Here is a 24,614-nt window from a genome sequence, read left to right on the forward strand (position 1 = left end):
TTTGTGAATAATTAAAGTTCTAATTATCAGAGCCCCATATCCGCCCGCTGCTGCGCACGAAATGTTTTCCTTTTTATACAAAGCAAAAGACAAGTCAGTAATAAGACACATAATAAAGTTGCCGTATACGTGAAATTGCTGTTCCAAAACACTATCTGAATATTCATTAATGAGTGAACGCCGATCACGAAAAATAAATTTCGGGTTAAGATATAGAGTAGAGCGAATATAATTCCTAGAATTAGAAGCATGATAAAATCATAAACAAACTCCATTCCAACTAATCCTGAGTAAATCCGGTTTGGGATATGTATGGCGGCAAAGATCGATTGTGAAATCAGCATTGCAGAGATCATCCGTGTAGTTTTGTTGTTGATTTTTTTTAAGTATAGATAGATTTGAACGAGCAGGAAGCCGCGAAATAAGATTTCTTCCAATAAAGCATTTCCGAAGACTTGACCTAGAATTTCACCGAAAACTAAATTTGAATGGCTGAAGATAGCATTGTTAAGTGTTAGCTCTGAGTGATTCAAGTGTACCATACACAAATCTACTATATTTATAGCGAGCCAAAACAGAAAGGTACCCAGCAGTCCGGCTCGTAATTTTTCTATTTTTAACCCAAAATCCCGGGGCGAAACTTTAGCTATCAGAATCAAAAAAATAATTACTTCTAAGAGAAGCCCAACTAGATTGGCGGCTAACGTTTCATTGATCCAGTGGTTTGTGTTTTTGGCAATAAAACTTAAATATCCATGCTCAAAAAGGATGAGATTAACCGCAAGAGTAAAGATAATATGAATAAAAATGAGGCTCGCTATAAAAAGGTAGTGTGTAGGCTTTGCTTCAAAAATCGATGATGGATTGAACTCCTTGGAGTGAAGCATCGACGGCAGTCCTCCTGATACAAAATATTCCAAATTAACCTTAGATTTCACTATATCCTTTTTGAGGCCAAGTTTACTGTTACAAAAATCATGTGTTATTCTTCACATTCGCCCATCCCCAGATTGACAGAAGCAAGGGCACTGGCTATACTTGAAATGTTAAAATGCAAATCGGACAAATCGTTGATGAAAATGAAGTACACCGGAGGATGGCTTGATCAGAGAAAAGGTTCCTTTACGAAACGTTTCGTAATGGCTGTGAGAACCTTGAAGACAGGCCGGTGGAAAGCTAATTTCGGAGTGTGAGATCAATGCTCACCGGGGGCGCCCGTTATCAGCCGCGACAAGGCGATCGTCTGCAATTGTCCCATTAGTGGGGTCAAGGCGATAACCAGGGTGGTACCGCGATATTAATCGTCCCTGAATTATTCAGGGGCGTTTTTTTTGTTTTTATTTTTTAGGTATTTTGTAATTTCCGGTGTAAATGCCGAAGTAAAACGATGAGACGGGAGCTGTAAATGATGAAAGCAAGTGAAATTCGTTCCAAATGGCTTAAATTTTTTGAAAGTAAAGGTCACAAGATTGAACCAAGTGCGTCCCTCGTTCCTCACAACGATCCTTCGCTTCTGTGGATCAATGCGGGTATGGCACCTTTGAAAGTGTACTTCGATGGCCGGGAGGTTCCAGAAAATCCGCGCCTGACTAACTCACAAAAATGTATTCGTACCAATGATATCGAGAATGTGGGTAAGACACGCCGTCACCATACATTTTTCGAGATGCTGGGTAACTTCTCCATCGGCGATTATTTCAAAGAAGAAGCTATCACATGGGCTTGGGAGTTCCTAACCGGCAAAGAGTGGATCGGCTTTGACCCGGAACGTATTTCCGTAACGGTGTACGCAGAGGATGAAGAGGCATTTAAGCTGTGGAATGAAAAGGTTGGCCTGCCTGCTGAACGCATCATTAAGCTGGGCGACGATAATTTCTGGGATATTGGCGAAGGCCCATGCGGTCCTTGCTCGGAAATCTTTTATGACCGTGGTGAAGCTTACGGCAGTGATATGAGCGATCCGGAAATGTATCCAGGTGGAGAAAATGAACGCTGGTTAGAAGTATGGAACCTGGTGTTCTCACAATTCAACCATAACAAGGATGGCAGCTATACGCCGCTTCCGAATAAAAACATTGATACAGGGGCTGGCTTGGAGCGTTTTGCATCCATTCTACAGGATGTAGATTCGAACTTCGACACTGATTTGTTCCAACCTATTATTCAAAAGACAGCACAGCTCGCGGGTGTAACTTATAAAGATAACGTTGAGCAGGATATCGCGCTTAAAGTAATCGCTGACCATGTGCGTACTGTTACTTTTGCAGTAGGGGATGGAGTACTTCCTTCTAATGAAGGACGCGGTTATATTATCCGCCGTTTGCTTCGCCGTGCTGTTCGGTACGGAAAGACCTTGGGTCTGGATCGTCCATTCCTGTATGAGCTGACTGAAACCGTTGGCGAAATTATGGGTGTCTACTATCCATCCGTTGTGGACAACCGCGAATATATCGCAAAGATTATTCGTACTGAAGAAGAACGTTTCCACGAAACATTGTCTGACGGATTGGCTATTTTGGGTGAGATCAGTGCTAAAGCAAAAGCAGAGGGTCTCAGCAATATTGCTGGAGCCGATGCATTTAAGTTATATGATACTTATGGGTTCCCATTTGACCTGACCGAAGATTTCGCAGCGGAGCAAGGTTTAACTGTAGACCGAGAAGGTTTTGATGCGGCTATGCAGGAGCAACGTGACCGTGCGAGGGCTGCACGTCATGATGGCGGCAGCATGAAGATCCAGGGAGGCGCACTAGCAGACCTGACGGTTAAAAGTGAATTTGTTGGATATAATGACTCGGTAACAGAGTCGAAAATCCTGGCTATTGTTGTGGGTGATGAATTGGTAGATGTCGCCGGTGAAGGCGCAGAATGCCAAGTTATTCTTGATACAACACCGTTCTATGCTGAGAGCGGCGGACAAGTAAGTGACACGGGTGTGCTTACTGGGGGTTCAGTTACAGCTAAGGTAAAAGGACTCTTTAAAGCTCCACACGGCCAACACGTACATTTGGTAACTGTGGAAGCGGGAGAATTGAAAGTGGGCGAATCCGTTCGCGCGGAAGTGGATCGTGCGGAGCGTGAAGATATCGTGAAGAACCACACAGCTACCCATTTATTGCACAAAGCGCTTAAAGAAGTTCTTGGCGGGCATGTTAATCAAGCGGGATCTTTAGTGGAAGGTGCTCGTTTGCGGTTTGACTTCTCCCATTTTGGAGCGATTACTCCAGAAGAATTGAGCGATATCGAACATCGCGTAAATGCACAAATCTGGCGCGGTCTAGATGTAGTGATTGAGAACAAGCCGATTGATGAAGCTAAAGCAATGGGAGCAATGGCACTCTTTGGTGAAAAATACGGTAATATCGTCCGTGTCGTTCAAGTGGGCGATTACAGCCTTGAGCTTTGCGGTGGTTGTCATGTATCCAACACGTCGCAAATCGGAATTTTCAAGCTGCTTAGCGAAAGTGGCATTGGTTCCGGAGTGCGCCGCATCGAGGCGGTTACCGGACGTTACGCTTACCAGTTCACTGAAAGTCAGCTAGATTTGCTCAAACAATCAGCAGGCCTTCTTAAGTCTTCTCTGAATGACGTTCCGAAACGGATCGAAGCGCTGCATAACCAGGTGCGTGAGCTTTCGCGTGAGAATGAGTCCCTGCAATCCAAGCTGAGTGCTACTTTTGCTGCTGAACTTACAAGCAGTGTGAAGACAGTTGGCGCAGGTACGCAGCTCCTGGCTGTTGCTGTTCAAGCAGGCAATATGGATGCTTTGCGTTCCACAGCGGATGAATTGAAATCCAAGCTTCCGGATGCAGTGCTTGTATTAGGTGCGGCGATGGATGATAAGGTGAACTTTGTAGTATCTGTACCGCAAGACCTGGTGAAGAAAGGTTTCCACGCTGGTAAACTCGTTAAAGAAATTGCAGCAGTTTGCGGCGGTGGTGGCGGTGGGCGTCCAGATATGGCGCAAGCCGGCGGTAAAGATGCTTCTAAGCTAAACGAAGCATTGGCAAAGGCTGAAGAATTGGTAGCTTCCTTAGCCTAAGTTAAAATTACGAAACCATTTCTCTAACTAAACGTATTACGAGAAAACATAGCGGTACTGAGAGTTTGATATCAGTACCGCTACTCTTTATTAGCAGGATGTTAGATATTCATGAATAATTGTGCTTGACAATAGCTTAAAAGCCAAAAATATCATAATTTTTGTAGAGAAAATGCCAAAAAAAGCGTTAATAACGGGCAGGATTTCCTCGTTGGGGCATGAATATGTTATGATAAAGGAAGCAAGCGAGCTGCACAGTAGCAACTTTGCGAAGCCGTCCCAAAAGGCGATTTTGCAGAAGGAAGGTGTCACAAATGGACTCCATGGACAAAACGGTCAAATTCAATGTGAAGGGCGACGAAAAGGAAGCTTCTCCCCAGGAAATATTGCTAGCAGTATACGATGCACTGGTGGAGAAAGAGTATCATCCGATCAATCAGATCGTAGGGTATCTTCTTTCCGGAGATCCGGCTTACATTCCGCGCCATAACAATGCGAGAAGTTTGGTCCGGAGAAAAGAACGTGATGAGCTGATTGAAGAGCTGGTTAGATTCTATCTCGTCAATCACAGGGTGGACAATCCGAAATGAAGAAGAAGTTAGGTTTAGATTACGGCGACCGTAGAATCGGTGTAGCCACAAGTGATGTTTTTGGCTGGACGGCACAAGCTCTTGAAACGATTGAGCGCCGAGGTACGGGTAATGAGTTCGAACGCATTCGTGAACTTGTTGCAGAGCACGAAATTGGAGAGATTGTAGTTGGTCTACCGAAGAATATGAACGGCTCAGTAGGACCCCGGGGCGAAATCTGTATAGAGTTCGCTGATAAGCTACGGGAAGAGTTAGAAATGCCCGTACACCTTTGGGATGAGCGTCTGACGACGGTATCCGCAGAGCGGGTGCTGATTGAAGGGGACGTCAGCCGGAAGAAACGCAAGGGGATTGTGGATAAAATGGCTGCAGCCCTGATTTTGCAAAATTTTTTGGATGCTAACAGTAAAAGGTGAGGGGTGCGAGGATATGACAAACGAACAGATTGGCCAAGAGGAAGAACCGGAAATTATCTATATTCCCGATGAGGAAGGTAATGAAGAGGAATTCGAGGTCATTATGAAGTTTGAGGTTGATGGCTCGGACGCTAAGTATATGATGGTGGTTCCGCTAGACTCCGAGGACGAGGAAACCGATGAGGTATACGCGTTCCGTTATGTGGAAGAAGGCGACGATCTTCAATTGTTCATGATCGATAATGACGAGGAGTGGGCGATTGTCGAAGAGACTTTCAACACACTGGTCGACGAGTTGGACGGAGGATCGGAGAATGACTGAGATATCCGCTGATCAAGCGGTATGGACTTCACGGCTTAAAGAAGCCTACGGAGAAACTGTAGAACTGGAAGATGAGCAAGGCAAATCTTCCATTTACGATATTATCGCCGAATTTGAAGTCGGTGATCGCGGATATGCAGTGCTGAAAGGCTCTGGCAAAGACGTGGAGTATGAAATCCTGCGTATCGTTGTCTCTTCTGACGGACTTCCGGAATTAGAGAGCATTATGGACGATGAAGAGTGGGAAGACATCTCTGAGCTATACGATGAGATGACTTTTCCAGCAGATGGCGCTGAATAAAACTTAAACATGTACGTTACATTTATGATGGGCACGGAAGAGGGCGGAGAATTCCGCGCTCTTTTTGCTTGAAATGCGAGCAATATCCTATATACATCAATCTAAGGAAATATATATTGAATTTTAGGCAATACACTTTTATACTTTATAGTCGGAAAGTGAGGAACCAGACTTGAAATCCGCAATCCGTACTGTGTTAATCATTATTCTTTTGCTGGTAGCAGCAGGAGGTGGGGGCGCATGGTACATTTGGAACGGGATGCAGCCGGTAGAGCCTGCAGGTCCTGCTGTAACATTTACGATAGAGAAGGGCATGGGAAGTGCGGAGATTGCTGATCTGCTTGAGCAGAATGGCATTATCCGTAAGAGTCTTTTTTTTAAGGGATATTTGAAATGGACTAAAGAAGGCTCTAGCTTCAAAGCAGGTACTTATATCGCTAAGCCCGGTGACAGCTATGATGAACTCATTGCAAGATTAAATGCAGGTGATGTAGTTAAGGAAGAAACTGTGGTCTTTACTATCCCCGAAGGATATACTGCTGAGCAGATCGCTAAGAAGCTCGCTGAAGCCTGGAATCAGGATGCGGCTGCTTTTCTTGAAATTATGGATACTGGTGCAGGTTTGAAGGGGATTGATATTCTGGGTATCCCGCAGGATAAGAATCTACGCCACCGTCTTGAAGGATATTTATTCCCCGAAACCTATGAACTGGCCAAAGATAGCACGCCCCAGGAAGTTGTAGAAGCGCTTTTGGATCAGTTCCAGAAGAAGCTCGATACGATTCCTAACTGGCAGCAAAAGCTAGAAACGCGTGGATTGTCTCTGCATGAACTGTTGACCGTAGCTTCGCTGGTTGAGCGGGAAGTTGTGGTGGATAGTGAACGTCCGCTTGTGGCTGGTGTTATTTATAACCGCCTAAAGAAAGAGCAGAAGCTGGAGATCGACGCTACCGTTCAATATTTACTCAATAAGCAGAAGGAAAGACTTTTGTATAAAGATTTGGAAGTTGATAGTCCATATAATACGTATAAGAATATTGGACTTCCTCCGGGACCTATTAGTAATCCGGGGCTGGAGTCCATTCAAGCGGCACTCGAACCAGAAGCTTCTGAATATTACTTCTATGTGACCAAAAAAGATGGTACACAGGGCCATTTATTTGCTAAGACCTACAAGGAACATTTAGCCAATATCGAAAAAAGTAAGCAAGAATCGAAATAAACTATTAAAATGAAGAGTGGTGCGGTTGAAATAACTGTACAAGTAGGAGGTACAACATGACTAACAAACCGGAATTGCTGGTGACGGCAGCGTCCTTGGAGGAAGCTGCTGCTCTGCTGGATGCCGGAGCAGATGCGTTGCTCATTGGGGATGACCGTTTCGGGATGCGGCTTGCTGGACATTTCTCTCTGGAGGATACAGCGACTGTCGTAGAAATGGCACATTCGCGAGGCTCCAAAGTATATGCAAGCTTGGGTGGGCTGATGTCCAACCGTCTGCTGGATGAGCTTCCTGCCTATGTGAAGGCTTTAGGTGAGCTTGGCATTGATGGTGTTGAATTCGGAGATCCAGCAGTGTTAACCACTGTGAAGAAAGAAGCGCCAGCAATGAAGCTGCACTGGAATGCGGAAATGACTTCCACCAACTACGCGACCGCGAATTATTGGGGACGCAAGGGGGCTTCTCGCGTTGTGCTGGCCCGTGAGCTGAATATGGATGAAATGACGGAAATGGTTCCGCTTTTGGAGATTGAGGCACAGGTGCAGGTTCATGGAATGACCAATATATACCATTCCAAGCGGAAGCTTGTTGAAAGCTATATGTCACATCAAGGCCGTCCTAGTGATGGAGGAAGTCTCGGGAAGGAACGCGGACTATTTCTGATTGAGGAAGAACGAGATGACCAGAAATTCCCGATTTATGAAGACGAGAACGGCACTCATATTATGAGCCCGGATGATATTTGTATTTTGGAGGATCTGCATATTCTGATGGCTGCAGGTATACACAGCCTTAAGATTGAGGGACTCATGAAATCGATAGCGTATAATGTAACGGTTGTGAAGACTTATCGTAAAGCTATAGATCTTTATGCGGCTGATCCGGAAGGTTATGCCTTCAATGAGGAATGGATGGATGTAATCAGAACGGTGCAGGACCCTGAACGGGAGTTAAGCTTCGGATTTTTCTATAAAGAGCAAGTATATTAAGTTTGACAAAAATAAAGAGGTTATAGGTCCCCACGAAGATTAGGTACAGCATTTATAGCATGTGACTTAGCTTTGTGGGCGATGGAGGGGAGAACAGGAATGGGAACCATGACAAAGCCGCAATATAAGGGCAAACGTTACCGTCTGGACAAACCGGAGCTCCTCGCTCCGGCTGGTAATTTGGAAAAATTGAAGTTCGCAGTACACTATGGTGCGGATGCTGTTTATATCGGAGGACAACAATACGGCTTGCGTTCCGGCGCAGATAATTTCAGCTTCGAGGAAATGCGCGAAGGTGTTGAATTCGCCAAGAAATATGGCGCTAAGGTATTTGTTGCAACAAACATTTATGCTCACAATGAAGATGTCGCGGGAATTGAAGAATACCTGCGTAACTTATATGAAGCTGGCATTGCTGCTATTATCGTAGCTGATCCAATCATTGTAGATACAGCACGCCGGTTAGTGCCTGGACTTGAAGTGCATTTGAGTACACAGCAGTCTACATTGAACTGGCAAGCGGTGTCCTTCTGGAAGGAAGAGGGGCTTCCGCGTGTTGTTTTGGGCCGTGAGACAAGCCTGGAAGAGATCGCTGAGATTAAAAAACATGTCGACATTGAAATCGAAAGCTTCATCCATGGTGCAATGTGTTCCTCGTATTCGGGTCGTTGTGTTTTGTCCAACCATTTCACCGACCGTGATTCCAATCGCGGGGGCTGTTGCCAGTCTTGCCGCTGGAAATATGATTTGTTTGAGGATGCACGTCCGGAAGGGACTTGGGTGTCTGAGGAAGAGCAGGCTGAAGCGAAATCTCCAGCTCCTTTGCTTCCCGGGGTAACTCAGATTCCACTGCATCAGCAAGGAGATAATCCCTTCTCCATGGGCTCTAAGGATTTGTGTATGCTGGAAAGTATACCTGAACTGATTGAAGTGGGCATCGACAGCTTCAAGATCGAAGGACGAATGAAGTCAATCCACTATGTGGCTACTGTCGTTAATGCATATCGTAAAGCCATTGATGCTTATATGGCAGATCCGGAAGGGTATGAATTGAAGCAGGAATGGCTGGATGAGCTTAATAAAGCCGCTAACCGTCCACTAAACACAGGATTCTTCTATGATACTCCGGATCATGAAGATCATATCTATGAGCCTGAAGAAAAAGCAGCTCCGTATGATTTTGCCGGACTTGTAATTGAATACGATGCTGAAAGTGGTACGGCACTAGTTCAACAGCGCAATCACTTTAAGCCAGGTCAGGAAGTAGAATTCTTTGGACCTAACGATACGTTCTTCAAGCAAACGGTTGGCGAAATATGGGATGAGAAAGGCAATTCGCTTGATGCTGCCCGTCATCCACTGCAACCTATTCGTATGAAGGTAGATCAACCGGTTGCATACTTTGATATGATGCGTAAGAAGAAGTTTTAATAAAAAACAGGGAAGCCTTTGGTCATCCAAGAGCCTCCCTGTTTTTCTTTTTGACAAAGCAAACAATAAGTTATATATATTAGGGATTAACAAATATCTCCAAGAGAGGAGGTGCAGCAAGCTATTTATTATGTTTAAACATACATAGGTTAAAAGTTGTAAAAAAAGTCTCGTAAAGCTAAGGAAAAAGACCTAATACGCCGATATATATATTGGTTAACGCTTTCATGCGTATTCTAATATTAGCGGGTAGGTGATCAAGATGGGGGATCCTGATCAAGATAGTATTAGTGAAAAGCATAATGAGAGAAGGTTTAGCATGAATAAAAAGAATAAGAAATCGGCGATCACAGGAAACAAGGAAACAAGCAAGATTGAAGGGGCAGTTAAGACACCTAAGTTTAATTTGAAGAATGGGATAGATTTGCGGGGACAGATCAAAAGAGTTAATCCTATGGAATCTGTTGGCGTGAAGATATTCCTGATATTTTTGTGTGCAATTGTAATTGTGGTAATGGCACTTGGACTGCTATCTTATTCAAAAGCCAAGAAGACAATTAAGAACAACGTATCGGAAGCCTACCGTCAGACTATTATTCAGACCTCAGAGAAGTTAGATATTACTTTGAAGCAGTACGAGAACTTGGCTTTACAGCTTTATTTTGATGCGCAGATGCAAGAAGATTTGAAGTCTTTAGTGACTGCACAATCTTCCTATGAGAAATTTGAAGCTACAAGCGCAGTAAGTAAAAAGTTGTCCAGTCAGATTACAACGGATTCTAATATTCTTAGTGTTTCTTTGATCCCGGAGTCGCCTGATCAAGACATTGTTACAAGTGGCAGTGGCGGCATTAAGTTAGATAACATAAGAGAACAAGAATGGTATAAGAAGATTGTCGACAACACTGCATCTTATGAATCCTACTATTCTAAAGGTGATGGTGATGCAGCCAAGAACATATGGTTCTCGACAGCTGTTCAAGGTGATGGAGACAAAAATATTGCTATGGCAAGATCTCTCAAAACCCTGGGCTCAGGTACAGGATACATAGTCATCCTTGTGTTGAAGAATACATTGCTGGAGGAATCATTCGCAAGTGTACAGCTGGGAGATGGCTCTCGAATTCAACTTGTCACTCCTGATGGAACCGTAGTAGCTTCTTCGGATTCAAAAGATGATGGTAAACCTTCAGAGTTCGCTTTTATTCAGGCAAGTAAAAAGGATAACAAAAGCTTGGATGAGAAGGATACAAACGGGAAAGAAATCCTTGCTGTCTTTAATCCAATGATCCGGGCGGATTGGAAGTTGGCAGGGGTAGTCCCAACAGATGAGCTAGTAAAAGAAGCACGTCCGATTCTGTTGACTACTTTTATTGCGGCTGCTGGTGCGGCTCTGCTAGCCATAGTAATCGGGATCTGGATGGTGCGTATGATTGCTCGCCCTCTAGCACGCTTGAAGGATCTTATGGTACAAGGTGCAGGTGGTGATCTAAGTGTACGTACAGAATATGTTTCTAAAGATGAAATTGGCCAGCTATCAGCTTCCTTTAACGTGATGATGGAGCGTATTACTGAGCTTGTATCGCAAACGACAGAAACCGCTCGGGATGTGCTGGAGACCGCTGGTGAGCTTGGTGAAGCCTCACGGAAGACAGCTATTTCTGCGAAGGAAATCGCAGCTGCTACGGAAGAAATTGCCGGTGGGGCAGGCAGTCTGGCGCTTGAAGCTGAACGAGGTAATGAGCTAACAGATGTGATTGCTACGCAAATGCAGACTGTAATATATGCCAACACTGAGATGGATGAAGCAGCACGTGGGGTTGGTGAAGCTAGTGCTCAAGGCGCTAAGCAATTAACTGACCTGCTGGATCAGACTAGCCGCACTGGAGAAAAAACAAGTGCACTTGTCGAACGTGTCAACCACCTGAAGGAGACAGTATTCTCCGTAATTAAGGTGTTGGATGTGATGAAGAGTATCACGCAACAGACGAATATCTTATCGTTAAATGCAACAATAGAAGCCGCTCGTGCAGGAGAAGCTGGTAAGGGCTTCATGGTAGTTGCGGGTGAAGTGCGGCAGCTTGCTGACCAATCGAAACAATCTATTGCCCTTGTTGCTGGAATTACGGATAAGATCATGGCGGAAATGAACGAAACGGAAGCTGTATTATCCGAAGTAGCACCACTGTTTAAAGAACAAGTAAGCTCCGTGAAGAGTACAAGTGATATCTTCCTGTCCGTAAAAGGACAGATGGATGAATTCATAACAAGCCTGGAATCGGTGACGACAGCGATTAGCAGTCTGAATCATTCGCAAGGTGTGTTGTCAGAGGCTATGGGGAACGTTAGCGCCGTAGCTGAGCAATCTTCAGCAACTTCCCAAGAAGTAGCTTCACTCAGTAATGAACAGCAAAATGTAAGTGATCAACTCGTTTCATTATCTGGCAAGCTGGAAAGTGCTTCAGGTCAATTGAAGGACAAGCTGTCATTATTCACTATAAAATGAGTGGATTCATCACTAATTTCTAAATTGTTTACCTAACAAAACCGCTTCTTCAACATGAAGAGGCGGTTTGTTGTTGTGTAATGAAGAACTACACCGTATAATAACTTTGTTAGGTATTTGTTATAATTTAATAACAAGTTAGGTAAAAAGTATTAAGGAGAAGGACCAAATGAAAGGTAGACGCATCTCTGGCTGGTGGTCCGTTATCGGGGACATGAGCATGGAACGCAAGCTGCTCCTCGTCTTTTTAATTATCATTACCCTCCCGCTATCCTTCATCAGTGTATTTACCTTCAAGAGCTACTCGGAATCTATTCAGGGGAACACCATTGCTTATTCTGAGAAATTAATCGATCAAATGATGGATGGAGTAGACGATTATATCGAAGATATGAAGCGTATTTCATCTATGCCCGCCTATGTGAATGATATCAAACAGAATTTAATACGTTCTAACAACTACCATGAGCAGAAAAAGATTATGGGAGGCGCAACTGGGAGTGCTGCTTTGTCGCCCGGTGATTTTGATCTTCTGTTGTCCATTCAACGGGGGATAGAGGGCAACATTTCGTTTATTAACAATATTAAGCGAGGTGCGAACTCAGTTTATATTTTTGACGCTTACGGAAATGGTTATTATTCTGCGAAGGATGGTGGCGTACGACTTGATCTCGAACAAAGCTATAAATACTGGAGCCAGCAGACTAAGGATTCCAGCGGAGAAGCATTATTGTTCGGTACTCAAGCGTATACAAGTAATCTGCAGAGCACCCGATATGCTTTTACCGTTGTTCGCAAAATCGTGGATGGCTTGTTAAATCCAATCGGGCTGATTGCGGTTGAAGCGAATATTAGCAATTTGGAGAATCAAGTTACGGAGCTGGATAAAGTCACCCATGGGAAGTCGTTGATTGTGGATGAGAAGGGAATGGTCATCTACGACAGCGACAAGAAGCTGCTGGCCACAGATATTTCTGATTCAGACTTGTTCAAAAGAGTTGGAGGCATTTCTGGAAGCTTTTATGATACAGTCAACGGAAAAGAGCGGTTGAATATTTACTCTGGCTCTACCAAAACCAATTGGAAGGTAATTATCTCTATTCCTGTTGATGTACTGATGCGTGATGTGAAGCTGACCCGTAATACAACACTTGCTGCTACATTAAGTATCATAGTACTAGCGTTAATTATTTCGATTATTCTTTCCGTTGCCCTTACTAAATCGCTGACTCAAATGATTCAATTGATGAAAAAAGTTCAGGGCGGCGATCTGGATGTGATGTTCAGAGTTAAACGGCGTGACGAAATTGGTCTGCTGGGGCATCAATTTAATCGTATGTTAGCCCGAATCAGGCAGCTAATTCAGGATATTTACCGCATAGAAGAACAGAAAAAGGAAGCAGAGCTTCATGCGCTGCAGAGTCAAATCAATCCTCATTTTATCTATAACACACTGGAGTCCATCCGAATGACCGCCGAGCTGAATGATGATGTCGAAGCTGCGGATATGATCTCTATTCTGGGCAAACTGCTACGGTACAGTACAAGTGATCTGAGTGGTAATACGACATTGAAGCAAGAGCTTGGGTATGTGCGTAATTACGTCGAGCTGCTGAACTATCGTTATCCTAACCGTTTTTTACTGGATATCGATGTGCCGAAGTCGTTAGATAATTACTCTATTATCAAGCTGGTCTTCCAGCCTATCATTGAGAATGCAGCTTACCATGGCTTAGATGATAATAAGCCGCAAATGCATTTAAGCATCCGCTGCGAGATTACAGAGCAAATGCTGTTGTTTCATATTAAAGACGACGGGATCGGAATGGATGAGAAGACTTTGGAGAAATTGAATGATGGGCTGCAGAACGAAAGTCCTCCTAAGAAAAGCATTAACGGGGGGATAGGCATGAAAAATGTACAGCAGCGAGTGCGTCTTCATTATGGAGCGGCATTTGGGATCCAGGTATATAGTGAGCTTGGACGAGGGACCGATGTTATTTTGTCGCTGCCATTACTGGAGCAGGAATTAATTGGCTTACCTGAGTAACGAAATAAGAGGGGGCTGTCCGTTGAAGGGGTTGAAATTAGAATGGACTATGCGGACCATACTGTTACTTCTCTTAGTGTTATTGAGTAGTAGCTGTGCCAATAACAATAAGCAGACGGAATCCACCCCGCCTCCAGTTGGAGACGAGGTGAAGTCTGACTTGTCCGGCACCATAGTCATGATGACCAATCGAATAGATCTGATTGAGAACGGAACTTTTCAAGGATACGCGGACCAATTTAAACAGAGATACCCCGAAGCCAATGTGGAATTTGAAGGTTTGTCCAATTATGCAACGGATATTCTGGTACGGCTGTCCACGAAAGATGCCGGTGATGTACTGTTGCTTCCGGTGAATCTTCCGTCAAAGGAGCTGGATTATTTTTTCGAACCGCTGGATGAAGAAACCGCCGCTAGTGAGCGTTTCACCTCTTTTGCTACGTATAACGGGAAACGTTATGGGCTGTCCACGGGGACTACTACGGTTGGGATTGTCTATAATAAAAAGGCATTCGAAAAAGCAGGAATAGCTACTGTTCCTAAGACGCTGGATGAATTCTACGAAGCTTGTGCGAAATTAAAACAAGCGTGTATTATCCCCCTATATATGAATTATGGAGCCGTCTGGCCTTTACGTGAATGGGGAAACAGTTTGGTTAACTATATGACAGGTAATCCAGAGTATCTAAATAATATGGTAAATGAGGATAGCCCGTGGCAGCTTGATAATGAGTGGGGGAAATCAATTTCCATTGCTCGAACCTTAATTGGTAAAGGCTATGTTGAAGATGAACTATTCTCGAACAATTGGGAGATATCGAAGACTAAGCTAGCTAAAGGTCAAGCAGGGATGTATTTACTGGGAAATTGGACGATTGGACAAGTCCTTGATGTGGGGGCTGCCCCGGATGATATTGGATTCTTCCCGTTTCCGTATGATAATAGCAGTGCTCATTATGCGCCGATCAATCCAGATTGGTTCATGGGGGTTAGTAAATATACCAAGAACAAAGAGCTTGCTATGGCGTGGTTGAATTTTTTTGTGAAGGAGACTTCCTATCGAGATGATTGGGGATTTCTTCCGGCAGATGGAAGCTTGAATCCCTCTATGTCGCAGTATCGTGAGTTTTTATCTTATAAGCCTAAGCTACTCGATGCTACTGTACAAAGTGATGCGTTCATCGAGCTGGCGAATAGAGCCAAAATGTCCTTTTGGTCCGGAGATTATATTCAGGAGTTACTGGCTGCGCCTGATTTACAAAAGGCTTTTGACGAATTAAATGCAAAATGGAAGGAAGCGCGGGCAGGAGCACCACAAACTTCTCAGCCTTAAAGTTAGTACTACATAAATTTGATGACATTCTCTGGAGGGTTATATATGGCTAAAAAGGTTACCATGCAAAAAATCGCTGATCATCTCGGCGTATCCAAATTCGTTGTCTCCAAGTCACTTTCGGGTAAAGGCGGCGTTAATGAGACGACAAGAGAACGAGTGATTCAAGCGGCATCGCAGCTGGGTTATTTTACGCAAAAAAATGCTTTTGTCCAAGGTATAAAACGCACGCCTCCGGTAGGTGGCGGGGATCGGAATAAGCAATCCGTGCTGGTGTTAATGCCGAATATTCGTTCTCAGACGCAGGATTCCTTGTATTGGGGAAAAATTGTGGATGGTATTGCTATTGCGCTGGATCAGGAAGGGCTTGGGATGGTCATTATCTCCGAGAACCGTGCGGATAATTTTGTTAATATTTTGAATCCCAATGGAATCCTTGGTTTGATAGGTGTGGGCCAAATCTCTACTTCCTTGCTGCTTGAGGTACACCGTATTGGTTTGCCGATGGTGTTGATTGACCATGAAGATCCGCTAATTCCAAGTGATACCGTGTTTGCGAATAATGTGGATTCTATGGCTCGGCTTACAAATCATTTGATGGGCACAGGCCATACCCAAATGCATTTTATCGGCAATATTGGATTCTCACGCAGTTTCCGCGATCGGTGGATTGGCTTCCGGAGTGCGCTGGAGGAGAGCGGAATAAGACTGCCTTTGGAAGATGATGCGAATCTTTTTCTGGAAGGGGTGGAGGAAGACTTATTTCAGGAGGATTTTAAAAACTGGGTGAATAAGCGTAAAAAAGCCAAAACACTCCCGACAGCCTTGGTTTGCGCTAACGACTCCACAGCCCTTTCGGTCAGTGATATCCTCAAGGAAGAAGGGTTTAATATTCCGGTGGATATCTCGGTTACTGGCTTTGATAATATTGAGGATGCCTTAAGAGGCGTTCCACCGCTTACAACTGTTCATGTTCCTAAAGAAGCGATGGGCCGAGCCGCAGTGGAGAAACTTCTGAGCCGTATTCATAATCCTTCTGCACCGCTTGAGAAAATTCTTATTGCAGCGGATATTGTACATCGTGATTCCGTGGATAAGCCGCGAGACTAGAACTATGTTGATCTAAAAAGTATATAAGCCATGGAATCTAGTTTTGCTTGAGTAAGGGGGAGTTTAGTTATGACAGAATCAGTTGCCATGCCAAAGATTGAAGGCGAACAGATTCAACTACGCGGTGTGCAAGCGTCCGATCTGGAGGCTTATTATAAATTTTTGCTTGATGTTGAGATGGGGCAATTAACAGGATCACAAGGAGATTTCTCCCGTGAGCAGACGGCAGCTTGGATTCGTAAGATTGGTGTTCCAGCCGAGGATCGTGTGGATCTTATGATTATAGTAAAGGACACGGGTGAGCTCATTGGAGAAGTGGTACTAAATGAAATAGATCCGGACAATCGTAGTGCAAATATCCGGATCGGCATTTGTGGGCATGAACATCGGGGTAAAGGTTACGGTACTGAAGCTATGATTCAAATGCTGCGATATGGCTTTGAAACTTTGAAGCTGCATCGCATCCATCTCGGCGTATATACTTTTAACCCCAGAGCCGTTCATGTCTATGAGAAGCTTGGTTTTCAACGCGACGGTGTGGAGCGCGATGCTCTTTATGTAGACGGAGAGTTTCATAACATGATTCTGATGTCCATGCTTGAGGATGAGTTCCGCAGTTTGTACAATTAAAAAAAGTGAATCTAGGGTAAGGAAGATTGTAAGTAACTTCCTCACCAGATTCACTATGAATATTAGTCTGTAATATTTCCAGCCATTTTGAGGCGTTTGGCAATTTCTTTAAAGTCTTCGGGGGAGATTCCGGGAGCGAATTCCTCTTCGACTGCCGGAGCAACGGGGATCGGAAAGCCTTTAGGGGCTCCTTGAATAACTTCAAGCGGAAGATTATCCTCTGGGTGGGTTCCCTTCCAAATCTGATCGATGGCGCCGAAGTCACTTTCACTCCAGGTGTATAGCTTGGTATGCACGCCTTTTTCTTCATATTTTTTTGCTTCACTGAATGATTTATTATTTAACGAAGGAATCGGTACGAGCTTAGTTACATTAACACCTGTTGCCACTTCGATGGCTTTGGCATAAGCGACCACGTGGACACCACCACGGACTAAAAGGAATCCGACTACAGCGCGTGCAGCTGGATGGTCTGTCATTTCGTAGACCTTCATTTTATGTGTTCTGGCTCCGCATTCGAGGAAGAAGTTATGTAGCAGATCTTCCACTAGGTTGCCGCTATTAAAGACGTTTGCTCCGGTCCACGGGTTCCCCGTTGAATCAAAAGGCATAGCCCCTTGTGCACCAGCCAGAAAGTGATAGGATAGACGCGCATCTTTTGCGGACCCTAGAGGGGTGGAATCGGGCTCTTTATAACTTGTTGACCCTCGAAGACATTTGTTGATGGCATGCGAAACCAGCTCGACATGGCCAAGCTCTTCCGCTGTTATGCTCATCACCAAATCATAAAAAGGCTTCAGCTTGTCTTTTGAACGGAAATTAAAGGATTGAAAGAGGTAATTGTTAAGGGTCGACATTTCTCCGAACTTTCCGCCAAGTAATTCCTGAACAGCGGCAGCAGCATTGGGATCGGGCTTCTCAACTTCAGGAATCTCAATCATGATTTCATCCATACGTTTGAACATTAATATCTCAGCCTCCTTGGAGTTAGGGGTTACTGACCTATTTTGAGCTTAATCTATAGGAATTACTCATGAATGGGCTGAAAAGTATGGATGTGCGTCATGTAAAAGGCTTTTTGTGTCGAAAAGGCAAACGGCAAATACTATCAAATACGCAATTAAAACCACAATCAAATACGCAATCAAATACGCATATTAACCTGCTAACGGACACAGCAGACCCTATATGCAGTATTATCCGATATTTACAATGCTAACGGACTCCAGCGCAGCTATCGGCCTAGAAAACGCCCCAAATGGGACTCTTTTCAGGGAATAGCGCCCCTGGAGTCCGAAAACTTACTTTGAAGGCTAAATACATGTGAATAGCGTCATCTGAGTCCTTAAGTTACTCTGGATGATTGATATTCGCTTGAAGCAAACAGTGAATGATCAAAACGCAGAGCAGCGATCCTCCTAATATAGGAGAATCGCTGCTCTGTTGATTTTTAGGGTTTATGAACTTTTTTTACAATGCTAAATTACGATCAATAAGAGCAATACGTTGCTGTACACAAGCATAAGAGCGAAGGGGATCCTCTGGAGTGTTCAGCACATAATCTAACATTTGGTCAACGGTAGTTGTAGCCACATGGATACGAGTGTCGGAGGAGGCGTAGTAAATATAGATTTCACCGTTATCAAGTGCAATCACGCCATTACAGAACACGACATTGGAGACATCGCCGACACGTTCTTCACCGTCTGGTGCGATGAAATGACCGCCAGGTGAATGAGTAACTTTGTTTGGCTCATCCAGGTCAGACAAGAAAGCATATAGCACGTATCGGAGTCCAGCAGCTGTGTTGCGTACACCATGAGCAATATGCAGCCAGCCTTTTGCAGTTTTGATTGGAGCTGGACCTTGGCCATTTTTAACTTCCTTGATGGTATGGTAGTAGCGTTCGTCCATGATAGTCTCGCTGGTAATTACGGCATCTTCAATTGTATCCGAGAGTCCCCAGCCAATACCGCCACCGGAACCTGCATCGATAAAGCCATCTTGTGGGCGAGTGTAGAAAGCGTATTTTCCATCTACAAATTCAGGGTGTAGCACGACATTACGCTGCTGAGCAGAGCCTGTTTTGAGATCCGCCAGACGTTCCCAGGTCTTCAGATCTTTGGTGCGAACAATACCACACTGTGCTACTGCGCTAGAAAGGTCACCATGTGGAGCTTCTGGATCTTTGCGTTCTGTACAGAAGAGGCCGTAGATCCAGCCATCTTCATGGCTAACGAGGCGCATGTCGTAGACGTTGATATCAGGAACTTCTGTCTCCGGCAGCACAACTGGATGATCCCAGAAGCGGAAACCGTCCACGCCATTGTCGCTTTCTGCTACAGCGAAAAAAGATTTGCGGTCATTGCCTTCCACGCGAGCAACAAGATAGAATTTGCCATTCAGTGCAATAGCACCCGGGTTGAAGACGCCGTTGACGCCAATTCTTTCGGCAAAATAAGGGTTGGTATCTGGGTTAAAATCATAACGCCAGATTAAGGGCGCATGCTCAGCAGTTAGCAGTGGATGAGCATATCGGTCATAAATGCCGTTTCCATAAGGAAGCTTTTCGTTCTTGCGAGCGATCAGGGCTTCATAACGTTCTGTTAATTGTTGTTTGCGTTCTTGGAATAATGATGACATTAGACAGTCTCCTTTATAGTTGATTTCAGTCGTGCGATCATTTCGAAGCAGGCTCTGCTGTTATGATAAGGACATTTCCAGGCGCTAACCTTTGATCCGTGAGGCAGGGGCTGAAGGTTCTCGTCCACGCCCCAGTACCATTCACCCAGCTTGTGATCCACCATGTATTTATCGATAAAAGTCCAGGAGGCTTGGGCAGCCTCATTAAATTTGCTGTTACCAGTCAGCTGATAAGCATTATAGAATCCAACAACCGCCTCAGCTTGCGGCCACCAATCTTTATCTTTGCTCAGCAGCCCGCTTGGGTCAGCTTCATTCCATATCCCTCCATCGCTATCTATACCTTCCGCAAGAACGGCTTCTGCCATGGAGACAGCGACTGTTCGCACACGCTGCAGCAGCTGCTCTTCTCCAAGGGTTTCAGCGGCTTCCACCAGCAGCCAGCTTCCTTCGATGTCATGTCCGTAGGAGATAATATCTGATTTCACATTCCATGCTTCATCTAAGAAAAGATGAAAATGCTGGCCTTCCTGATCAATGATATGATCCAGCATCGTTTCGATTAGCTCAGTTAGTGTGCTCTTTAGTTCCTCCGACTTCCATACTCGATAGAGACCGGTATACGCTTCCAGAACATGCAGATGGGTATTCATAGATTTTTTTTCATTCATATCCTTGCTGCTGAGACTGAGGTTATCAGTAATTTGCCATTCCCGTGATAAAGCTTCGACATAACCTTTATAAATAGAATCATAGCCGTATTTTTCAACTAGCTGGAATAATTGAATCGCATCCTCTAAGACTTCTGGACGTCCGGTCGCATGGTAGAATTCAGCCAGTGCGTAGATAGCAAAGGATTGGCCATAGATCTGCTTTTTCTCTTGAGAAGGTCTGCCCTCAGCATCCACCATCCAGTATAATCCGCCATACTCTTTATCAATGAAGTGTTCCATCAGGTAGGTATAAGCACGTTCTGCCATCGCCAGATATTCCGGTTTACCGTAGATCCGGTAAGCGCTCGCAAAGGACCAAAGAATCCGGGCATTAAGCACAAGGCTTTTCTCTGCGTTAGGAGTAATGTTCAGCTGATTGTCGATTTCACCTATAAAACCGCCGTTCACTTCGTCCTTCGTCTGTTTCATCCAAAAACTAAGAATATTATCCTGCAGCTCATCCTCAAGTTGGGTCAACCATAATTCTGGTGAATTAATCATTGTAATCAGTCACTCCTCACATTATTTGGTGATTTTTGAGGTGAAATATTCGTTGATGATCCCAGCGGCTTGCTTACCGTACATACAGTAATCATCATTCTGTACTGCTTCTTCAATTGGATAAAGATGAGTAGGCCAATCCCAGAGCATAAAGCCCTGAACCCAATCTCTGTGCTCACAGCCTTGAAACATTGCCTGATAGAATTTACTTTGTTCTTCTTGACTGGGTTCGCCCTTTAAAGTCCAATCATTGGGAATCGCAGCGCTCCCGCTCCGGCTTGGGCAACCTGCTTCCATGAAAAAGAACGGCTTATTCTGTGAGCGCACCACTTGCTCAATCCGGTCGAGCTGAGCCTCCCAATCACTAGCTGGATAATACCCACTTGAAGAAATCACATCGAGCGCATCCCACCAGGTTACGTTATCCTCCTGATACTTATCGCAATTATAAGTAAGAATACCTGAGTAGACCTTCCGCACCTCGGCAATAAGCGAACGCCATTCGGCTTCGCGTCTATCCGTCTGTACAAGCTCACAGCCAATACAGAACATCTCACAGCCTGTTTCCTCAGCGATAGCGGCATAGTGCAGAATAAATTTAGTATAAGAGCTGAACCACTCAGACCATTTAGGCTCGCAAGGGACATCCTTATCGAAAAAGTTAATATGGGCACGCCAAGTTCCGTCAGCACAATTAACAATCGGCTTCAGGCATACTTTTAGCTGCAGTGACTTCGCTTTGCTGATAGCCCATTTCACTTCTTCGTCGCTAACGGTTGGAGCCTCCCAGTAGGGGATTTCCGTAGAATGAGCGGTAGCTTGAAGCGCGCTGAGCGCAATGGCCGTCCAGTTCGCTCCGGTGACAGAGGACATTAATTCCAGCGAACACTCAGCTTCTTTTGTTGTCCATGAACCACGTCTACCCGAGAAACCCCAGGTTACGCCTGCAATGTATTCGTTGTTTAACATCATCGAGAATCCTCACTTTACACACAAAAATAGAAAAATTAGCAATCTTCATTTTGTTAGATAGTTATTATTGTTTTGTTAGTTTATAATAACAACTTAATTTAGTTATATACTTTTTCGCAGATGATTTCAAGGACAATTTGTAGTTGAAGCTGGGAAATTTGAATAACTTTAGTTATAGTAAATATAAGACTATAAAAGGGCGCAATCGTACATTGACGTAATACATGGGGAGATACTATTCGTGATGATAGCGCAATCATAATAACTGGCGGATACAACTGGAGGGAATTACTCAAATGATAAATGTTATGATTGCGGACGACGAGGAAGTCATTCGCAGGGGGCTCGAAAAAATCACATCCAGAATGGAAATAGACGTACATGTAATTGGATCTTACGGCAACGGGTTGGAAGCCTGGGAACATTTAGAAAAGTTATCCCGGGAGGATATAGATCTGCTTATTACAGATATTAAAATGCCTAGAATGGATGGTTTTAAGCTGATTGAACAGGCTAGAGACCATATGGAGGATATCCCTATTGCTGTCCTTAGCGGTTTTAGTGAATTTGAATATGCCCGTCGAGCGATCCGTCATGGGGTGATGGATTATTTGCTTAAACCGATTGATAAGACTCAGCTATATGAACTGCTTAAGAGAGTAGAGGATGTAAAGAAAAAGACCGTGACGGAGCATGAGGAGATTTTCTCACAAGCTGCGGATGGTGGAGAACATTATGTAGTTGAGCAGACAAAAAGTATTCTGGAGAGAGAGTATGATCAGAACTTCGAGCTTGAACGCCTAGCGGAGATGGTGGGCATGAATGCGAGTTATCTCAGCCGTTTGTTCAAATTAAAGACGGGGCAGACGATCACAGACTATCTGATTCGGATTAGAATTTCTAAAGCAAAGGAACTGTTAATGGTGCATCCTGACCTGAAAAATTATGAAATTGCCGAGAAGGTGGGTTATAGCGATCCGGTATATTTTAATAAATTGTTCAAGAAAATGTGTGGTATGACACCTAAGGATTATAAAAGCGGCTGTAAATTCCCGAAAATTGAACGTGAGTTTTAGGCATATATAGGAAGTTATTTATTAGGAGGGCGAAAAGCTCTCTTTTTTTATGGATATTTTTATAAATTAGATAACAAAATTATTATAAGTAAAACAAAAATAACAAATATAAGACCAGAAAAAGCAATTGAAACCATCGTTTTGCGTCGAAAATAGATTTATAATGGGTTTGTAAGCGATATCATCACTTGTTTTCAAGAGTAATTCAGATAATCCGGCATTAATGGCTACTCTTTCAAGTTATGAGTGATGATAAAAGTTATTATTTTGTTATTTACCTAAAACTAGAGTTGAATTGAAGAGAGGGGTCGTAACAGCATGAAAAAAGGCAAAACAATGATGGGCTTGATGGCACTAACACTTGTGGCGGGATTGTTTAGCGGTTGTTCCTCAAACAACAACACTAACAATGAAGCTGCTAAAAACACAGGGAACAATGGTTCTTCAGCAGAGGCAACTGCTCCAGCTGATGGCACAGCAGCCAAGGATATCAAAGGGGATATCACAGTCATAACGCAAAGAACAGATATTGTTGATACCGTATTCAAAGAGTATGCAGCTAAATTTAATGAGAAATATCCTGATGTAAAGGTGAACTTTGAAGCGCTCGCTACTTACGAAGATCAAATTAAAATTCGTATGAGCACTAGTGATTATGGCGACGTTCTTTTGTTACCTACTAGCATAGCTGTAAAAGATATTCCTGATTTCTTCGAACCCCTTGGCAAGCTTGAAGAAATGAGCAAACAATACACAGGGTTGGAAGAACGTGCAGTAGACGGAGTTGCCTATGGTATTCCGATGACTATCAACTTTAACGGGATTATCTATAACAAACAAGTCTTCAAAGATGCCGGAATTACAGAGGTTCCCAAAACCCCTGAACAATTCTTGACTGCTCTGCAGACTATTAAAGACAAAACACAAGCTGTTCCTCTTTACACAAATTACGCAGCAGGCTGGACATTGACACAATGGGAAGCGGATCTGGCTACAGTAGCTGGTGACCGTGATTATGTGAACATTGCTCAAGTGGCTAGCGACGACAACTATGTAGCGGGTCAACCACACTATGAATTGTACAAAATTCTGTACGATGCAGCACAAAAAGGTTTGATTGAAGAAGATCCAACTACAACAGACTGGGAATCTTCCAAAGCTGATCTGGCCAACGGAAAAATTGGGACTATGGTGCTTGGATCTTGGGCAATTGGGCAAATCAAAGGCCTGGCTACAAATCCAGACGATGTTGGATTTATGCCTTTCCCAACCAATGCGGATAAAATCCTTGTGCCGCTTGCTGGGGACTACAATCTGGGTGTCAGCGTGCACAGTAAAAACAAAGAAGCTGCTAGAGCTTGGGTGGATTGGTTCATCAACGATTCTAACTATCCTACAACTGAAGGCGGCGGTATGAGCCCGGCTATCGGTGCAGAGCTTCCAGAAATCCTGAAACAATATGAAGGTACAGATGTAACCTTTGATACTCTTGCTCCTGCTAAAGCTGGCGAAGAAGGCTGGTCTGATGAAATCGACAAACAAGCTGAGATCGGTGCTTGGCAGCCAGACTTCAAGAAACGGATTATTGAAGCAGCGATTGGCAACAGAAAAGAATCCTATGATGACATCATGAAAGACCTGAACGACAAGTGGAAAGCCGCTCGCGCTAAAGTCACAGCACAGTAACAACTATAAGCTTCTTAGATGCTATAGGCGGTAGTGAATGTGGGAGGGGATATGCTAACAAGCATTTCCCCCTTCACATTT

21 protein-coding genes are annotated in these 24,614 nt (G+C 44.1%); 16 read left to right on the top strand and 5 right to left on the bottom strand.

The genetic code is table 11. The annotated features are described in order from the left end of the window. Nucleotides 1–26 precede the first annotated feature (26 nt). Nucleotides 27–887 (bottom strand): CPBP family intramembrane glutamic endopeptidase, encoded by an 861-nt coding sequence (locus NYE58_RS08980; protein ID WP_076277089.1) that lies wholly within the window; start codon nt 885–887, stop codon nt 27–29. Nucleotides 888–1,043: 156 nt separating this feature from the next. On the opposite strand from NYE58_RS08980, the gene NYE58_RS08985 reads away from it, so the two are divergent. From NYE58_RS08985 to NYE58_RS09050, 14 genes are all read left to right on the top strand, one after another. Then, entirely contained in the window at nt 1,044–1,193 is a 150-nt protein-coding gene (locus NYE58_RS08985; RefSeq protein ID WP_179088335.1) for a hypothetical protein, read from the top strand. Nucleotides 1,194–1,408: 215 nt separating this feature from the next. Continuing rightward, a complete protein-coding gene (alaS, locus tag NYE58_RS08990; RefSeq protein WP_076126297.1) occupies nt 1,409–4,042 on the top strand; it encodes an alanine--tRNA ligase in 2,634 nt (877 codons plus the stop codon). A 314-nt stretch (nt 4,043–4,356) separates the two neighbouring features. Beyond that, nucleotides 4,357–4,632 (top strand): IreB family regulatory phosphoprotein, encoded by a 276-nt coding sequence (locus NYE58_RS08995; RefSeq protein ID WP_036675601.1) that lies wholly within the window; start codon nt 4,357–4,359, stop codon nt 4,630–4,632. Beyond that, nucleotides 4,629–5,048 (top strand): Holliday junction resolvase RuvX, encoded by a 420-nt coding sequence (gene ruvX, locus NYE58_RS09000; RefSeq protein WP_036675598.1) that lies wholly within the window; start codon nt 4,629–4,631, stop codon nt 5,046–5,048. Before NYE58_RS08995 ends, ruvX begins: the two co-directional genes overlap by 4 nt. Before the next feature lie 13 nt (nt 5,049–5,061). Beyond that, complete coding sequence (locus NYE58_RS09005; RefSeq protein ID WP_038569507.1) at nt 5,062–5,370, top strand: DUF1292 domain-containing protein; 309 nt, start codon at nt 5,062–5,064, stop codon at nt 5,368–5,370. Next, nucleotides 5,363–5,671: a DUF1292 domain-containing protein gene (locus NYE58_RS09010; protein WP_076104918.1), complete on the top strand. Its 309-nt coding sequence runs from the start codon at nt 5,363–5,365 to the stop codon at nt 5,669–5,671. Before NYE58_RS09005 ends, NYE58_RS09010 begins: the two co-directional genes overlap by 8 nt. Before the next feature lie 172 nt (nt 5,672–5,843). Beyond that, entirely contained in the window at nt 5,844–6,893 is a 1,050-nt protein-coding gene (mltG, locus tag NYE58_RS09015; RefSeq protein ID WP_256721812.1) for an endolytic transglycosylase MltG, read from the top strand. 56 nt (nt 6,894–6,949) lie between these two features. Then, the gene (locus NYE58_RS09020; RefSeq protein WP_341001578.1) at nt 6,950–7,882 is read left to right on the top strand and encodes a peptidase U32 family protein; all 933 of its coding nucleotides are present in this window, start codon (nt 6,950–6,952) and stop codon (nt 7,880–7,882) included. 99 nt (nt 7,883–7,981) lie between these two features. Beyond that, nucleotides 7,982–9,313, top strand: a complete 1,332-nt coding sequence (locus NYE58_RS09025; protein WP_036675585.1) for a peptidase U32 family protein — start codon at nt 7,982–7,984, stop codon at nt 9,311–9,313. A gap of 319 nt (nt 9,314–9,632) precedes the next feature. Continuing rightward, nucleotides 9,633–11,819: a methyl-accepting chemotaxis protein gene (locus NYE58_RS09030; protein ID WP_248547696.1), complete on the top strand. Its 2,187-nt coding sequence runs from the start codon at nt 9,633–9,635 to the stop codon at nt 11,817–11,819. Between the two features lie 169 nt (nt 11,820–11,988). Continuing rightward, nucleotides 11,989–13,869, top strand: a complete 1,881-nt coding sequence (locus NYE58_RS09035; RefSeq protein WP_076277086.1) for a cache domain-containing sensor histidine kinase — start codon at nt 11,989–11,991, stop codon at nt 13,867–13,869. 22 nt (nt 13,870–13,891) lie between these two features. Beyond that, complete coding sequence (locus NYE58_RS09040; protein ID WP_341001579.1) at nt 13,892–15,202, top strand: ABC transporter substrate-binding protein; 1,311 nt, start codon at nt 13,892–13,894, stop codon at nt 15,200–15,202. A gap of 45 nt (nt 15,203–15,247) precedes the next feature. Then, nucleotides 15,248–16,312, top strand: coding sequence for a LacI family DNA-binding transcriptional regulator (locus tag NYE58_RS09045; RefSeq protein WP_076218145.1), 1,065 nt, complete (start codon nt 15,248–15,250; stop codon nt 16,310–16,312). 69 nt (nt 16,313–16,381) lie between these two features. Further along, a complete protein-coding gene (locus NYE58_RS09050; protein ID WP_076218144.1) occupies nt 16,382–16,942 on the top strand; it encodes a GNAT family N-acetyltransferase in 561 nt (186 codons plus the stop codon). A 62-nt stretch (nt 16,943–17,004) separates the two neighbouring features. Here the strand turns inward: NYE58_RS09050 and NYE58_RS09055 are convergent, their stop codons facing one another. The 4 genes from NYE58_RS09055 to NYE58_RS09070 all read right to left on the bottom strand — a co-directional run bounded on the left by NYE58_RS09055 (nt 17,005) and on the right by NYE58_RS09070 (nt 21,771). After that, complete coding sequence (locus NYE58_RS09055) at nt 17,005–17,907, bottom strand: manganese catalase family protein (RefSeq protein WP_036675571.1); 903 nt, start codon at nt 17,905–17,907, stop codon at nt 17,005–17,007. A 505-nt stretch (nt 17,908–18,412) separates the two neighbouring features. Then, nucleotides 18,413–19,585 carry a glycoside hydrolase family 130 protein gene (locus NYE58_RS09060; RefSeq protein ID WP_076279759.1) on the bottom strand — a complete coding sequence of 391 codons (1,173 nt, stop codon included), beginning with the start codon at nt 19,583–19,585 and terminating at the stop codon, nt 18,413–18,415. After that, nucleotides 19,585–20,799, bottom strand: coding sequence for an AGE family epimerase/isomerase (locus NYE58_RS09065; protein WP_076218142.1), 1,215 nt, complete (start codon nt 20,797–20,799; stop codon nt 19,585–19,587). The genes NYE58_RS09060 and NYE58_RS09065 overlap by 1 nt, the downstream gene beginning before the upstream one ends. Before the next feature lie 21 nt (nt 20,800–20,820). Continuing rightward, complete coding sequence (locus NYE58_RS09070; RefSeq protein WP_076218141.1) at nt 20,821–21,771, bottom strand: glycoside hydrolase family 113; 951 nt, start codon at nt 21,769–21,771, stop codon at nt 20,821–20,823. 296 nt (nt 21,772–22,067) lie between these two features. Between NYE58_RS09070 and NYE58_RS09075 the strand changes: the two genes are divergently transcribed. Together NYE58_RS09075 and NYE58_RS09080 are read left to right on the top strand one after the other, a co-directional pair. Continuing rightward, a complete protein-coding gene (locus tag NYE58_RS09075; RefSeq protein WP_076277082.1) occupies nt 22,068–22,847 on the top strand; it encodes a response regulator transcription factor in 780 nt (259 codons plus the stop codon). 318 nt (nt 22,848–23,165) lie between these two features. Further along, on the top strand, nt 23,166–24,533 hold the full coding sequence (locus tag NYE58_RS09080) for an ABC transporter substrate-binding protein (protein ID WP_341001580.1): 1,368 nt from the start codon (nt 23,166–23,168) through the stop codon (nt 24,531–24,533). Nucleotides 24,534–24,614 lie beyond the last annotated feature (81 nt).

Origin of the sequence: Paenibacillus sp. FSL L8-0708 (assembly GCF_038009325.1) — a bacterium.
GTDB classification, from domain to species: Bacteria; Bacillota; Bacilli; order Paenibacillales; family Paenibacillaceae; genus Paenibacillus_AQ; species Paenibacillus_AQ odorifer.

Excerpts from the sequence above, each read along its gene's own strand:
- NYE58_RS08980 (WP_076277089.1), bottom strand. The coding sequence starts at position 887 with ATGCTTCACTCCAAGGAGTTCAATCCATCATCGATTTTTGAAGCAAAG.
- NYE58_RS08985 (WP_179088335.1), top strand. The coding sequence starts at position 1,044 with ATGTTAAAATGCAAATCGGACAAATCGTTGATGAAAATGAAGTACACC.
- alaS (WP_076126297.1), top strand. The coding sequence starts at position 1,409 with ATGAAAGCAAGTGAAATTCGTTCCAAATGGCTTAAATTTTTTGAAAGT.
- NYE58_RS08995 (WP_036675601.1), top strand. The coding sequence starts at position 4,357 with ATGGACTCCATGGACAAAACGGTCAAATTCAATGTGAAGGGCGACGAA.
- ruvX (WP_036675598.1), top strand. The coding sequence starts at position 4,629 with ATGAAGAAGAAGTTAGGTTTAGATTACGGCGACCGTAGAATCGGTGTA.
- NYE58_RS09005 (WP_038569507.1), top strand. The coding sequence starts at position 5,062 with ATGACAAACGAACAGATTGGCCAAGAGGAAGAACCGGAAATTATCTAT.
- NYE58_RS09010 (WP_076104918.1), top strand. The coding sequence starts at position 5,363 with ATGACTGAGATATCCGCTGATCAAGCGGTATGGACTTCACGGCTTAAA.
- NYE58_RS09020 (WP_341001578.1), top strand. The coding sequence starts at position 6,950 with ATGACTAACAAACCGGAATTGCTGGTGACGGCAGCGTCCTTGGAGGAA.
- NYE58_RS09025 (WP_036675585.1), top strand. The coding sequence starts at position 7,982 with ATGGGAACCATGACAAAGCCGCAATATAAGGGCAAACGTTACCGTCTG.
- NYE58_RS09030 (WP_248547696.1), top strand. The coding sequence starts at position 9,633 with ATGAATAAAAAGAATAAGAAATCGGCGATCACAGGAAACAAGGAAACA.
- NYE58_RS09035 (WP_076277086.1), top strand. The coding sequence starts at position 11,989 with ATGAAAGGTAGACGCATCTCTGGCTGGTGGTCCGTTATCGGGGACATG.
- NYE58_RS09045 (WP_076218145.1), top strand. The coding sequence starts at position 15,248 with ATGGCTAAAAAGGTTACCATGCAAAAAATCGCTGATCATCTCGGCGTA.
- NYE58_RS09050 (WP_076218144.1), top strand. The coding sequence starts at position 16,382 with ATGACAGAATCAGTTGCCATGCCAAAGATTGAAGGCGAACAGATTCAA.
- NYE58_RS09055 (WP_036675571.1), bottom strand. The coding sequence starts at position 17,907 with ATGTTCAAACGTATGGATGAAATCATGATTGAGATTCCTGAAGTTGAG.
- NYE58_RS09060 (WP_076279759.1), bottom strand. The coding sequence starts at position 19,585 with ATGTCATCATTATTCCAAGAACGCAAACAACAATTAACAGAACGTTAT.
- NYE58_RS09065 (WP_076218142.1), bottom strand. The coding sequence starts at position 20,799 with ATGATTAATTCACCAGAATTATGGTTGACCCAACTTGAGGATGAGCTG.
- NYE58_RS09070 (WP_076218141.1), bottom strand. The coding sequence starts at position 21,771 with ATGATGTTAAACAACGAATACATTGCAGGCGTAACCTGGGGTTTCTCG.
- NYE58_RS09075 (WP_076277082.1), top strand. The coding sequence starts at position 22,068 with ATGATAAATGTTATGATTGCGGACGACGAGGAAGTCATTCGCAGGGGG.
- NYE58_RS09080 (WP_341001580.1), top strand. The coding sequence starts at position 23,166 with ATGAAAAAAGGCAAAACAATGATGGGCTTGATGGCACTAACACTTGTG.